The 12,395-nt window shown below is 62.3% G+C and carries 14 protein-coding genes; 10 read left to right on the plus strand and 4 right to left on the minus strand.

What is annotated here, in order from left to right; all coding sequences use genetic code 11:
- Positions 1-38 precede the first annotated feature (38 nt).
- The 3 genes from AC3IQ7_RS05135 to AC3IQ7_RS05145 are packed head-to-tail and all read right to left on the minus strand — an operon-like array spanning position 39 to position 2,984.
- Entirely contained in the window at positions 39-890 is an 852-nt protein-coding gene (locus tag AC3IQ7_RS05135) for a sulfurtransferase (protein ID WP_489208522.1), read from the minus strand.
- Between the two features lie 13 nt (positions 891-903).
- Positions 904-1,827 carry a DMT family transporter gene (locus tag AC3IQ7_RS05140; protein WP_035824654.1) on the minus strand — a complete coding sequence of 308 codons (924 nt, stop codon included), beginning with the start codon at positions 1,825-1,827 and terminating at the stop codon, positions 904-906.
- A gap of 56 nt (positions 1,828-1,883) precedes the next feature.
- Positions 1,884-2,984, minus strand: a complete 1,101-nt coding sequence (locus tag AC3IQ7_RS05145) for an aromatic ring-hydroxylating oxygenase subunit alpha (RefSeq protein ID WP_046683421.1) — start codon at positions 2,982-2,984, stop codon at positions 1,884-1,886.
- A 406-nt stretch (positions 2,985-3,390) separates the two neighbouring features.
- On the opposite strand from AC3IQ7_RS05145, the gene AC3IQ7_RS05150 reads away from it, so the two are divergent.
- The 10 genes from AC3IQ7_RS05150 (at position 3,391) to AC3IQ7_RS05195 (ending at position 11,642) form a co-directional block, all read left to right on the plus strand.
- Positions 3,391-3,642, plus strand: a complete 252-nt coding sequence (locus AC3IQ7_RS05150) for an exodeoxyribonuclease VII small subunit (RefSeq protein WP_046683420.1) — start codon at positions 3,391-3,393, stop codon at positions 3,640-3,642.
- Between the two features lie 8 nt (positions 3,643-3,650).
- Positions 3,651-4,550, plus strand: a complete 900-nt coding sequence (locus AC3IQ7_RS05155; protein WP_099379800.1) for a polyprenyl synthetase family protein — start codon at positions 3,651-3,653, stop codon at positions 4,548-4,550.
- Positions 4,551-6,419: a 1-deoxy-D-xylulose-5-phosphate synthase gene (gene dxs, locus AC3IQ7_RS05160; protein ID WP_489208523.1), complete on the plus strand. Its 1,869-nt coding sequence runs from the start codon at positions 4,551-4,553 to the stop codon at positions 6,417-6,419. It begins immediately after the preceding gene.
- A gap of 191 nt (positions 6,420-6,610) precedes the next feature.
- On the plus strand, positions 6,611-8,686 hold the full coding sequence (locus AC3IQ7_RS05165) for an FUSC family protein (protein WP_489208524.1): 2,076 nt from the start codon (positions 6,611-6,613) through the stop codon (positions 8,684-8,686).
- An 86-nt stretch (positions 8,687-8,772) separates the two neighbouring features.
- Entirely contained in the window at positions 8,773-9,912 is a 1,140-nt protein-coding gene (locus tag AC3IQ7_RS05170) for a cytochrome-c peroxidase (RefSeq protein WP_489208525.1), read from the plus strand.
- Positions 9,913-10,195: 283 nt separating this feature from the next.
- On the plus strand, positions 10,196-10,381 hold the full coding sequence (locus tag AC3IQ7_RS05175) for a hypothetical protein (protein ID WP_489208526.1): 186 nt from the start codon (positions 10,196-10,198) through the stop codon (positions 10,379-10,381).
- 81 nt (positions 10,382-10,462) lie between these two features.
- Positions 10,463-10,843 (plus strand): glutaredoxin family protein, encoded by a 381-nt coding sequence (locus AC3IQ7_RS05180; RefSeq protein WP_322426511.1) that lies wholly within the window; start codon positions 10,463-10,465, stop codon positions 10,841-10,843.
- Positions 10,844-10,874: 31 nt separating this feature from the next.
- The gene (locus AC3IQ7_RS05185; protein WP_099379707.1) at positions 10,875-11,066 is read left to right on the plus strand and encodes a hypothetical protein; all 192 of its coding nucleotides are present in this window, start codon (positions 10,875-10,877) and stop codon (positions 11,064-11,066) included.
- Between the two features lie 91 nt (positions 11,067-11,157).
- Positions 11,158-11,358 (plus strand): hypothetical protein, encoded by a 201-nt coding sequence (locus tag AC3IQ7_RS05190; protein WP_489208527.1) that lies wholly within the window; start codon positions 11,158-11,160, stop codon positions 11,356-11,358.
- Between the two features lie 83 nt (positions 11,359-11,441).
- Positions 11,442-11,642, plus strand: coding sequence for a hypothetical protein (locus AC3IQ7_RS05195; protein WP_489208528.1), 201 nt, complete (start codon positions 11,442-11,444; stop codon positions 11,640-11,642).
- 50 nt (positions 11,643-11,692) lie between these two features.
- On the opposite strand, the gene AC3IQ7_RS05200 is transcribed toward AC3IQ7_RS05195, so the two are convergent.
- The gene (locus AC3IQ7_RS05200; RefSeq protein WP_489208529.1) at positions 11,693-12,247 is read right to left on the minus strand and encodes a cob(I)yrinic acid a,c-diamide adenosyltransferase; all 555 of its coding nucleotides are present in this window, start codon (positions 12,245-12,247) and stop codon (positions 11,693-11,695) included.
- Between the last annotated feature and the right edge of the window lie 148 nt (positions 12,248-12,395).

The raw sequence follows: 12,395 nt of genomic DNA on the forward strand, positions 1-12,395 counted from the left end.
ACTGGTAAAAAATGGCGGACCATCTGGTCCGCCATTTTTTAATTTCCTGTCGCCACGGGCCGCGCCGGATCGGCGCACCATTCGCTCCACGAGCCCGGATACAGGGCCGCGCCAGGTAAACCTGCCACTTCCAGGGCCAGCAGGTTGTGGCAAGCCGTCACGCCGGAGCCGCACTGCAGGATGGCCGCTTGCGGTGCGTCAAACAATGCGCTGAAATCGCGCTGCAGTTCGTCCGCGCTCTTGAAGCGGCCATCCGCCTGCAAGTTATCTTTGAAAAAACGGTTTTTAGCGCCGGGGATGTGGCCACCGACGGGGTCGATGGTTTCGTTCTCGCCCCGATAACGGTCGGGAGCGCGCGCGTCGATCACCGTCAGCGCCTGGGTTTCCAGGTTGGCGATGACGTCCTGCACGCTGACCGTGCGTGTCAGGCTGGCTTTTTCCGTCAGGGTGCCGACAGGGCGGGGCGCCACGGGCGTGACCAGCGGCAAGCCTTGCGCCTGCCAGGTGGCCAGGCCGCCGTCGAGCACGGCCACATTCGGATGGCCGAGCCAGCGCAGCAGCCACCACACACGGGCGGCGAACATGCCGCCCTGGCCGTCGTAGGCGACCACTTGCGTGTCGTCATTGATGCCCCAGCCGCGCAGGGTGGCCAGCAGGGCGTTGCGCTCGGGCAAGGGATGCCGTCCCGTAAAGGCCGGGCCGCGCGCCGTCTTGCGGCTGGACAGGGCCGTGTCGATATCGGCAAACTGCGCGTTCTGGATGTGGCCGGCGGCAAACGCGTCGCTGCCGGCCGTCGGGTTGAGCAAATCGTGGCGGCAATCGAGGATGACCCAGTTGCTGTCATTCAGGTGGCTGGCCAGTTCGCTGGCCTGTAACAAGGTGGTGTACATCAGGAACGCTCCTTTACACTTCGCTGGCAATCGGATCCGTGCGCGCTATCGCCGCGCCTCGGGCCGTGTTGCGGGTATTGTAATAGGTTGCCGCGATGCCGGAAGCGAGAATGATGCCGATGCCGGCCCAGCCATGCCAGTCGAACAGGTCGCCAAAGATCACCACGCCCCAGAAGCTGGAAAAGACGATGCCCGTGTATTGCAAATTGGCAACCACAAGGGTCTTGCCCAGGCGATAGGCGCGCGTCATGGCCATCTGCGCCATGGTGGCGCACAGGCCGATGGCGGCCAGCAAGCCGATGCCATAGCCGCTCGTGTGTGCGTGCCAGACGACGGGGCCGCCGCCGGCGCTGGCCACGTGGCCGATCACGCCGGCCAGGAAGTTGACGACCGAGAAATAAAACACGACCCGGTATTCGGGTTCGCCCAGCAAGCCCAGCTTGCGCACCTGCAAATAGGCGAGGGCCGACAGCATGCCGGAAATCAAGGCCGTGATGGCGCCGGCCGCCTGGTCCGTCTCGAACACGGGTTGCAGCAGCAGGGTCACGCCGACAAAGCTCATGGCAATGGCCGCCACCAGCGGCCACTCGACTTGCTTCGTCGCTTTCCACCAGCCGCCGGCCAGCAGGATCACGGCGATCCAGATGGGCGCCATGTAATTGAGCGTCATGGCCGTGGCCAGCGGCAGGATGGCGATGGCATAAAACCACAGCCACAGGGCGATCACGCCCACCACGCCGCGCCACAGATGCTGGCCCGGCATCGTGGTTTTAAAGCTGCCGCCCTGGTACAAAATCGTGCAGCTCATGACGGTCATGCCGATGATGCCGCGGTACATGACGATTTCGGAGGTCGAATACATATCCGACGCCAATTTGACGCACACGCCCATGATGGCGAACATGAAACTGGCGAATAACATCCAAAGCGATTGCATGAGTAAATCCTGGTGATGAAAATGAAAAAGGCCGCATGAGGCGGCCCTTGAGGGAGTTACAGTTCGATATTGTTGCGGTACCACTCGTGGAAATGCTGCATGCCATCTTCCATCGGCGACTGGTAAGGCCCCACTTCGCTCACGCCGCGCGCCATCAGGGCCTTGCGGCCGGCATCCATGCGCTGGGCGATTTCATCGTCCTCGACGCAGGTTTCCATGTAGGCAGCCCGTTCCGCTTCGACGAAGTCGCGCTCGAACAACACAATTTCTTCTGGGTAATAAAACTCCACCACGTTGCGCGTCTTTTGCGGGCCATCGGGCCACAGGGTCGAGACGACCAGCACGTGCGGATACCATTCGACCATGATGTTCGGATACAGGGTCAGCCAGATGGCGCCATACGGCGGCGCTTCGCCGCCACGGAATTGCAGCACCTGCTCCTGCCATTTCTTGTAGGCAGGCGAACCGGCCTGCTGCAAGCCGCGGTGCACGCCCACCGTTTGCACGCTGTAATCCTTGCCGAATTCCCAGCGCAGGTCGTCGCAGCTGACGAAGCTGCCCAGGCCCGGGTGGAACGGTTCCACGTGATAGTCTTCCAGATAGACTTCGATGAAGGTCTTCCAGTTGTAGTCGCACTCGTGGATTTCCACGTGGTCGAACATATAGCCGGAAAAATCGAGGTCTTTCGAGACGGACAAATCTTTCAATTTTTCCATCACGTTGTAGCCATTTTGCTCGAACAGCAAGCCATTCCAGCTTTGCAGCGGCGTTTTCGACAGGTTCAGGCACGGCGTCTCGGGGAAATGCGGCGCGCCGATCAATTCACCCTTGAGGTCGTAGGTCCAGCGGTGCAGCGGGCAGACGATATGGTTCGCATTGCCGCGGCCATTGAACATCAGCGCCTGCCGGTGGCGGCACACGTTGGACAGTACTTCGATGCCATTGGCGTTGCGCACGAGCATGCGCCCTTCGTTCTCAGACGCCAGGGTCGCAAAATCGCCGGTTTCCGGCACCATCAACGCATGCCCGACATAGCGCGGGCCGGCTTGGAACAATTGCTGCATTTCACGCTGCAACAGCGTTTCGTCAAAATAGACGTGGACCGGAAGTTGCGCGTTTGAACGCGCCAGCTTGGCGTGAGTAGCCAGATCGGACATCCCAACCCCCCATAAATGTACAACGGTCAGCAGTGCCCCAGGCCATTCCCTGGGCAACCGCTACAGAGAGAAAGAATCCGCAAAGACCTGAATTCAAATTTGTTGAAACGGTATTTCGGACAGAACCGGCGATTATAGCGCGGATCGGCCTCGGCATTATCAAAACCCCCCCGGCAAATAGGCTATTAATGAGAAACATTGTCATTTGGCGCGCAATTTCCGGCGGAGAGGGGCGATTCGGCTAAAATCCACTGACAAGCTGGCAACGCTATTGACTTTGAGCGCGTCGATTGCGCTTAAGTTTTCACTTAATAGTGTGGTTTGTTCTAAAATAACGCTTCTATGCTGGCCGGGAATCCCCGGCGTCTCCCTACAAGCCCCTCGTGCCACGAAGAGATCTGAGTCTATGTCGAAGAAATTAACTGCCGCTGCCGCAGCGCCGGCCTCGTTTGAAGAGGCAATGGCGGAACTGGCGCAGCTGGTAACGCAAATGGAAGCGGGCCAGTTGCCGCTGGAAGCATCGGTCGCGGCGTATCAGCGCGGCTCGGAACTGGTCAAGTATTGCGCCACCCAGCTCGACAGTGTCGAAGCGCAGGTGAAAGTATTGGAAGGCGACATGTTGAAACCGTTCGTGGATGCCGGCGAGGCCGCCCAATGATGGCGAACATGCAACAAGACAGCGTGACCTTCGGCGACTGGATGCAAAGCACCCAGTCGGGCGTGGAAGGCCGGCTCGACCAGTTCCTGCCTTCGGCGGATGCGGTGCCGCACAAGCTGCATGCCGCCATGCGTTATGCGCTGCTGGGCGGCGGCAAGCGCGTGCGTCCGCTGCTGGTGATGGCGGCTGGCGAATTGTTTGATGCGGATCAAGACACCCTCGCGCGCGCTGCTTGTGCGCTGGAAATGATTCACGTGTATTCGCTCGTGCATGACGACATGCCATGCATGGATGACGATGCCTTGCGCCGTGGCAAGCCCACCGTGCACATCGCCTACGATGAAGCGACGGCCCTGCTGGTCGGCGACGCGCTGCAATCGCAGGCCTTCATGCTGCTGGCCGACGGCGCGGCCATTCCACCTGCGCGGCAAATGGCGATGCTCAAGCTGCTGGCGCACGCATCCGGTTCGGCCGGCATGTGCGGCGGCCAGGCGATCGACCTCGACAGCGTCGGCCTGGCCTTGACCTTGCCGCAGCTGGAACAGATGCATCAACTGAAAACGGGCGCCTTGCTGCGCGCGGCCGTGATTCTCGGCGCGCTGGCCGGCAAGGACTTGACGGCGGACGATATGACGGCGCTGAACGCGTATGCGCGCGCCGTCGGACTGGCCTTCCAGGTGGTCGACGATGTGCTCGACGCCACGGCCGATTCGGCCACCCTGGGCAAGACGGCAGGCAAGGATGCGGCCGCCAACAAGCCTACTTACGTATCGATACTGGGGCTGGAACCATCGAGAGCCCTGGCAGAACAATTGCGGTGCGACGCCCATGCGGCGCTGGCGCCATTCGGGGACAAGGCACGCCGTTTGCGCGAGCTGGCGGACCTGGTCGTGCAGCGGAAGGCATAAATGAAACTGTTAGAAACCATCAATGAACCAGCGCAAGTGCGCAAGCTGGCCCGCTCGCAACTGGTGCCGCTGGCGCAGGAATTGCGCAGCTTCCTGCTCGATTCCGTTTCCAAGACGGGCGGCCACTTGTCGTCCAACCTGGGCACCGTCGAGCTGACCGTCGCGCTGCATTACGTGTTCAACACGCCGCACGACCGCATCGTGTGGGACGTGGGCCACCAGACCTATTCGCACAAGATACTGACCGGTCGCCGCGAGCGCATGCACACCTTGCGCCAGAAAGACGGCATTTCCGGCTTCCCGAAGCGCGACGAGAGCGAGTACGACACCTTCGGCACGGCGCACTCGTCGACGTCGATCTCGGCCGCGCTGGGCATGGCGCAGGCCGCCAAAATCAAGGGCGACCCGCTGCACGCGATCGCTGTGATCGGCGACGGCTCGATGACGGCCGGCATGGCCTTCGAGGCGATGAACAATGCTGGCGTGCAAGAAGACGTCAACCTGCTGGTGATCCTGAACGACAACGACATGTCGATCTCGCCACCCGTCGGCGCGCTGAACCGCCACCTGGCGCGCTTGATGTCGGGCCAGTTCTATGCGGCCGCCAAAAATGTCGGCAAGTCCGTCCTGCCCGGCCCCGTGCTGGAACTGGCGAAGCGCTTTGAAGAGCACGCCAAAGGCATGGTCGTGCCCGCCACCATGTTCGAGGAATTCGGTTTTAACTATATCGGCCCCATCGATGGCCACGACCTCGATTCGCTGATCCCGACCTTGCAAAATATCAAGCAACTGAAGGGCCCGCAATTCCTGCACGTGGTGACCAAGAAGGGGCAAGGTTACAAGCTGGCCGAAGCGGAACCGATCCTCTACCATGGCACGCCGAAATTCAATCCGGCCGAGGGCATCAAGCCGGCCACGGCGCCTGGCAAGATGACGTACACGGAAGTGTTCGGCAACTGGCTGTGCGACATGGCCGCCCACGACAAGCGCCTGGTGGGCATCACGCCAGCCATGCGCGAAGGCTCGGGCATGGTCAAGTTCGAACAGCAATTCCCGAACCGCTATTTCGATGTCGGCATCGCCGAGCAGCATTCCGTGACGTTTGGCGCCGGCCTGGCCTGCGAAGGCCTCAAACCCGTCGTGGCCATCTATTCCACGTTCCTGCAGCGCGCCTACGACCAGCTGATCCACGACGTGGCCCTGCAGAACCTGGACGTGACGTTCGCCCTGGACCGTGCCGGCCTGGTGGGCGCCGACGGCGCCACGCACGCGGGCAACTACGACATGGCGTTCCTGCGCTGCATCCCGAACATGGTCGTCATGGCCGCGTCGGACGAAAACGAGTGCCGCCAAATGCTGACCACGGGTTACCACTATCCGGGTCCGGCCGCCATCCGCTATCCGCGCGGCGCCGGTGCCGGCGCGGCGATCGTGCCGGAACTGACCAGCATCGAGATCGGCAAGGGCGAGATCAAGCGCCAGGGCAAGCGCATTGCCATTCTGGCCTTCGGCTCGATGGTGGCGCCGAGCGTGGCGGCGGGCGAGAAGCTCGACGCGACGGTGGCCAACATGCGCTTCGTCAAGCCGCTCGACGTGGCGTTGGTGAAGCAGCTTGCCGCCGAGCACGATTACCTGGTGACGGTGGAAGAGGGCTGCATCATGGGCGGCGCCGGCTCGGCCGTGGCCGAAGCCCTGGCGGCGGAAGGCATCGTCAAGCCGATCCTGATGCTGGGCTTGCCCGACACCTTTATCGATCATGGCGACCCCGTGCAGTTGCTGAAAAGCGTGGGTCTGGACGCCACCGGCATCGCCGCGTCGATCGAGCAGCGTTTTGGCGGCACCCAGCCGCGCCTGGCCGTCGTCAGCTAAGTTTGCCTGCAGACAGAGAAGCGGCACTGCGGTGCCGCTTTTTTTTCGCCTGTCGGGATTTTACGTTGCACTGCAACATTTTCTGCCGGGGAATGCTACGATGACGCTTTGATACCTTCTCAAAGTCCAACTTGCATTTCAGGAAACTTCACCGCCGTACACGCGCACTGGCCGGCCGCTGGCTGACGGGCATGCACTCCTATACCGATACCCTGGCACAGCGCCGTCCCCTGTGGATGGTCAGCCTGGCTATCGACGAAACGAATCTGTCCGAGGGCTTGCGGGCCGCCTGCGCTTCCAGCGCCATGCTGCTGCTGGGCCTGCTATTCGACCATCCCGATTTTTCCTGGGCCGCCATCGGCGCCTTCTGGACCTGCCTGGCTGACGCGGCTGGCACGCGGCGCATGCGCTTTGTCTCGATGGTGGGCTTCGGCTTGCTGTCGACGGTCGCTGGCGGCCTGACGGCGCTGGCGGCCGGGCATGGCGTGGCGGCGGCGGCCATCGCCGTGTTGCTGTTTTCCTGGGCCGGCGCGCTGGCGCGCATCTGGGGCGCGGCCACGGCGCAGGTGGCCATCCTGGCCGCCACGGCCTGCGTGGTGATGGTCACGCACCCATTGGAATCGATGACGCAGACGGCGCCTTTCCTGGGCCTGTACATGTTCGGTTGCCTGTTCGCCACCGTGCTCAGTTTTACCGTCTGGCGCATCCACCCGTTCAGCCCCGCCAGACGCGCCATCCGCGCCGCGTATTCGCGCCTGGCCGGCATCGCGCGCGACAATGCGCGCTTCCTCGAACATGACGCCGCGAAAGCGGGTGTTGCCGCGCATGGCGCCAGCTACCGTTCGCAGGCGCGCGCCGCGCTGGAAGCGGCGCGGGTGGCGCTGGCCGCCGTGCCGCCGGCGCGCGCGGGACGCAGTGCCCTGTACGACAACCTGCTGCTGGCGCTCAGCGACGCCGAGCGCATCTTCGCTTATCTGATCGCCGTCACGCATACGTGCGAGCGCGAGCAGCAGCGCCTGCGCCAGGACCCGCGCGCGCGGCGCAGCCTGGAAGTGATGGCCGTGCTGCTGCGTCGCCTGGGGCAAGCCCTGCAGCGCCAGCCGGAAACGCCGCCTTTGGCCTTGCAGCGCCGCCTGGCTGGCTGTGGACGGCGCCTGGAAGGGGCGCTGGGCGCCTTGCTGCCGCTGCGCCTGAATGTGGACTTCATGGAACTGGGTTTGCCGCGCGCGGCGCAGCTGCCGTGGCGCGAGGCGGCTTTCCTGGCGCTGGGGCAGGCGTGGCAAACGGCGAAAGTCAACGCCACGCCGCAGTCGCTGAGCTGGCGCCATGCGGCGCGCGTATCGCTGGCGACGACGGCCGGCTTCCTGCTGGTCGAGGCGCTGCACATTCCGTTCGGCTACTGGGCCACGATGGCGACCTTGTTGATACTGCAGCCGTCCGTGTCGACCACCTGGCCGCGCGGCATCGAACGGGTCGCGGGCAGCGTGCTGGGCGCCGTGCTGGCCGTGCTGATCGGCCTGGTCATTTACACGCCGCTGGGCATCTCGCTGGTGGTGTTTCCCCTGATCGTCGCCACCATGGCCTTGCGCCGCGTCAGCTACAGCCTGCATGTGCTGTTCATGACGCCCGCCTTCGTGCTGGTGGCCGACTATGCGGCGCCCGCCAGCGAGATGGTGTATGCGATGAGTCGCCTCGGCAACAATGTGCTGGGCTGCGTGCTGGCCTTGCTGGCCACGTTTTTCCTGTGGCCCGACCGCGAGGCGGACGACCTGGACCAGCGCCTGGCGAAAGCCGTGTCGGCCAACCTGAAATACCTGCTGGCCGTGCTGGCGGCCGGCGGTAAATGGGACAGCGCCATTGCGCGCCTGCGCCGCGAGGCGGGACTGGCCAGCAATAATGCGGAACAGGTCTTGCAGCGCTTGCGCATCGAGCGCCGGCTGGACCGCAGCAGCGGCGTGGGCCTGGCGGCGCTGCGCACCTTGCCGCTGCTGCGCCGCGTGGCGGGCAGCACGGCGCGCATCAGCCTGAGTCCCGAGGCAGAGCCGGCGCCGCCCGCATTGCAACGGTGGATTGCCGAGGTCAGCGGGGAAATCGATGCCTTGCTGCGCGGCGAGTCCGGCGCCCCGACGCCTGGCTCCTGTGCCAGCGATGGCTTGACAGCCCTGCAAGCCGACGCCGTGGCCCAGGTGCAGTTGCTGCGCGGCTTGCTGCGCGCGCATGTGCAAGCGCAGGGGAAGGCGGAAAAATTGACGCAGGTCGCCGAATAGATAACGTTTGCCCGGTTTCGCTGTGCCGCTGCCATGTTGATGGTTATCATTTGTCGATGTCAGCGTGCAAAACAGGAATGGGCGACGTGTATAGATTTACAGTAAGCAAGAATGGATGGGTGGCCACTGCCGTGCTGGCCATGGCCGTGGGATGGCCGGCAGGAGGGGATGCGGCGGCGCGCGAAGCCGATGCCGTCGCTTGCGCCACGCCGGATGGCTGGAATTTCGCCTGCCTGCGCCAGACCTACGCGCAACCGGTCAGCAGCTGGCCCCGTCCGCAACTGCCCGATGGCGTGACCGCAGCGGAAATGGCGCCCGTCTCGGCCATGCCCGTACCGGCCGTGGCGCCGGCCATCGTGGCGCTGGGGCAGCGCCTGTTCAACGATCCCCGTTTGTCGCGCTCGAACGCGGTGGCTTGCCTCAGTTGCCACAGTCCGGCGCACAGCTTCGCCGACAGCAAGCGTGTTTCCGTGGGACACGAAGGGCGGCTGGGCCAGCGCAATGTGCCGGGCTTGCTGGGCGTGGGACAGCTCACACCGCTGTTCTGGGATGGCCGCGCCAGCACCCTGGAAGAGCAGGCGCTGGGGCCCTTGCAGCATCCGGATGAAATGGCGGCCGTGGCTGCGCAATTGCCCGCCAAGCTGGCCGCGCTCGATGACTACCCGGCACAGTTCGAGGCGGCTTTCGGCAAGGAAGATGGCGTGACCTTGCCGCGCATTTTGACGGCGCTGGCCGATTACCAGCGTACCCTGCTGCCGCCCGTCACGCGCTTCGATACCTTCCTGGAAGGCGAACGCACGGCCCTGAACGACCGCGAGCTGCTGGGCCTGCACCTGTTCCGCACCAAGGCGCGCTGCATGACGTGCCACAGCGGCGCCTTGCTGACGGACCAGCAATTCCACAATCTCGGGCTGAGCAATTACGGCAGCCGCAAGTATGAAGACCTGGGGCGCTACCTGGTGACGGGCAAGAATGAGGATGTGGGCAAGTTCCGCACGCCGGGCTTGCGCGGCGTGGCGCAATCGGGGCCGTGGATGCACAATGGCGCGTTCGGGCAGATGGTGGGCATGCTGAACATGTACAACGCGGGCATGTCGCGCCCCGAGCCGCACAACGCACAGCAGGCGGCCGATCCGAAGTTTCCCGTCACCTCGTCGCTGCTGCAGCGTTTGCAGCTGACGTCCGATGAAATCATCGCGCTGAAGAGTTTTCTTGAAGTGCTGTAGCCGCTCGGCCGGCTGCGCCCGCAACCGGCCTTTACTTGCTTGCGGCGCCGATATTGTATAGACGTTTGGCGTCTCCCAATCTCTCCAAATTCCACATTTCATGGGCTTTCCCGATATATTTTCCAAACTGAAAATTTATCGGAAGGAAACGTTGACTCTAAAATAAGTGCGGTCTATAGTCGTTTTCGTAGCAAGCAAAGACGAAATCTGTATGGATTTTTACGACTGGTCTGATGCGATTGCCTGGTTTGCCTGGTGCAATCGCTAACATGGAGAGTAGTAAATGAAAAAGATTGCCGCGTTTATTTTTACCCTGGGTTTGAGCGCTTCCTATGCCATCGCTTCGGATAACAGCTGTTACAGCTGCGAGGAGGAATTGCGGGAATGCCAGATGATGTATGGCGACAGATCCCCATTCTGCAACAGCAGTTATAAAGGCTGCCTGAGAGGCTGCCAAGCCGGCGCCTGATAGCCGTTTTGCATTGCCAGGCGGCCGCCCAGCGCATGCTGCATCCGCCGCCTTCGATCATTGAAGCCTCTGACAATACTTATGATGCAGAAAAAAATTAAAACCATCGCCATGTATGGCTTGATCCTGGCCGCCGGCCTGGGCAGCGGTTATGGCCTGTCCTTGTTGCCCGGCTTGCTCAAGTCGAATTACACCGAGGGCAATTACGCCGCGTATTTCCCGAATGCCCAGGCAAAGGTGGTGTTGTACGGCACGGACTGGTGCGGCTATTGCGCTAAGACGCGCGCGTACTTCAAGGAGAACAAGATCGATTTCGTCGATCTCGATATTGAAAAATCCCCGGAAGCAAGAAAAGCCCATGAAGAACTGGGCGGAGGCGGCGTGCCCGTGGTGTTGATCGGCAACCGCAAGATCCAGGGTTTCAATACGGGCGCGCTGGAAGCGGCGCTGAAGAAAATCTGACGTTTCAACTTGTCAACTTGAAAGGCTGACCATGTTCAAAAAAATTGCCGCGTTCCTGTTTGCCGCCGGTGCCGCCCTGTCCTTCAGTGCCCAGGCATTTGGCCCTGACTGCACCTTTGTCTGCGAACGCAACCTGCTCGATTGCGTGGAATTCGGCCAGCCGGCCTGTATGGAAAATTACCAGGCTTGCCAGAAGGAATGCCTGCGCCCACCGCGTAATTGACGCGCGGCGGCAGTATCCGCTTATGGATGGCGCGTAAGAGACGGCGCGCCATGGCTGTTGTTCATCGTCTGTCAATTCAACAGGAGTGCTTATGTTCAAAAAACTGGGTTTCTTTTTGTTTGCCATGGGCGTCAGCGCCTCGTATGCGATCGCTGGCGGCGGCGATTTGGAATGCTATCTCGCCTGCGATGACAATCTGGAACAGTGCATGATTAAAAATCCGATGTCGCCTGGTATCTGCAATAAGGCATACATGCTGTGCAATGACCGCTGCGCTCCAGACTTGCCGTAAATTACCGGCTTGCCAGTATCCTGGCAGGTCTGGCTGAATCAAATCATCCATCCGCAGTCCCTCGTTTCCACAAAGGAGTACTTATGTTCAAAAAGCTGGGTTTCTTTTTGTTTGCCATGGGCGTCAGCGCCTCGTATGCGATCGCCGGCGGCGGCGAGCCGGAATGCTATGCGCAGTGTGACGACGATCTGGAGCAGTGCATGACGGATCATCCGACGGCGCCAGGCGCGTGCACCAAGATTCACCGGATGTGCACTAAAAGCTGCGATCCGATCTTGCCGTAAATGATGATTGCCGGCTGGCCATTACGCTGGCCAGACCGGCATAGGCGGCTTTAACCCCGCGTTCGGTCATGCCGCCACAACACGTCGCTGCCGCCGGCAAAGCGGTTCAGCACGCGCGACAGCACGAACAGCAGGTCGGACAGGCGGTTCACGTACTGGCGCGGATGCTCGTGGAGGGCTTCCGCATTGGCCAGCGCGACGATGCTGCGCTCGGCGCGGCGGCACACGGTGCGGCATACATGCGCCAGCGAGGCGGCGCGCGAGCCGGCCGGCAGGATGAATTCACTCAAGGCTGGCAAGTCCGCATTGTATTTCGCCAGCAAATCGTCGAGGCGCAGCACGTGCTCTTCCTTGATCAGCTGGTAGCCGGGAATGCAGATTTCTCCGCCCAGGTCGAACAGATCGTGCTGGATGGCCACCAGCTCCTCGCGCAAGGCGTCGGGCATGGCTTCGCACAGCAGCAGTCCCAGATTCGAATTGAGTTCGTCCACGTCGCCCATGGCGTGGATGCGGGCGCTGTCCTTGCTGGTGCGGCTGCCGTCGCCCAGGCCGGTGCTGCCATTGTCGCCCGTGCGCGTGGCGATTTTCGAAAGTCGGTTGCCCATGATGTCGATCCTGTAAAGAAGAATGGGGGCAGCATACGACACCGCGCGCCGCCTGGCCCCGCATTTGCCCGCCATTGTGACAAAAAATGCGCTGCGCGCCACTTTTGTGCTTACAATCGTTGCACGCCCATGCCCATTTGCCTCCCAT

It is taken from the genome of Janthinobacterium sp. GL_088 (assembly GCF_057837845.1).

Coding starts and splice junctions, on each gene's coding strand:
- AC3IQ7_RS05135 (WP_489208522.1), bottom strand. CDS start 890: ATGTACACCACCTTGTTACAGGCCAGCGAACTGGCCAGCCACCTGAAT.
- AC3IQ7_RS05140 (WP_035824654.1), bottom strand. CDS start 1,827: ATGCAATCGCTTTGGATGTTATTCGCCAGTTTCATGTTCGCCATCATG.
- AC3IQ7_RS05145 (WP_046683421.1), bottom strand. CDS start 2,984: ATGTCCGATCTGGCTACTCACGCCAAGCTGGCGCGTTCAAACGCGCAA.
- AC3IQ7_RS05150 (WP_046683420.1), top strand. CDS start 3,391: ATGTCGAAGAAATTAACTGCCGCTGCCGCAGCGCCGGCCTCGTTTGAA.
- AC3IQ7_RS05155 (WP_099379800.1), top strand. CDS start 3,651: ATGCAACAAGACAGCGTGACCTTCGGCGACTGGATGCAAAGCACCCAG.
- dxs (WP_489208523.1), top strand. CDS start 4,551: ATGAAACTGTTAGAAACCATCAATGAACCAGCGCAAGTGCGCAAGCTG.
- AC3IQ7_RS05165 (WP_489208524.1), top strand. CDS start 6,611: ATGCACTCCTATACCGATACCCTGGCACAGCGCCGTCCCCTGTGGATG.
- AC3IQ7_RS05175 (WP_489208526.1), top strand. CDS start 10,196: ATGAAAAAGATTGCCGCGTTTATTTTTACCCTGGGTTTGAGCGCTTCC.
- AC3IQ7_RS05180 (WP_322426511.1), top strand. CDS start 10,463: ATGATGCAGAAAAAAATTAAAACCATCGCCATGTATGGCTTGATCCTG.
- AC3IQ7_RS05185 (WP_099379707.1), top strand. CDS start 10,875: ATGTTCAAAAAAATTGCCGCGTTCCTGTTTGCCGCCGGTGCCGCCCTG.
- AC3IQ7_RS05190 (WP_489208527.1), top strand. CDS start 11,158: ATGTTCAAAAAACTGGGTTTCTTTTTGTTTGCCATGGGCGTCAGCGCC.
- AC3IQ7_RS05195 (WP_489208528.1), top strand. CDS start 11,442: ATGTTCAAAAAGCTGGGTTTCTTTTTGTTTGCCATGGGCGTCAGCGCC.
- AC3IQ7_RS05200 (WP_489208529.1), bottom strand. CDS start 12,247: ATGGGCAACCGACTTTCGAAAATCGCCACGCGCACGGGCGACAATGGC.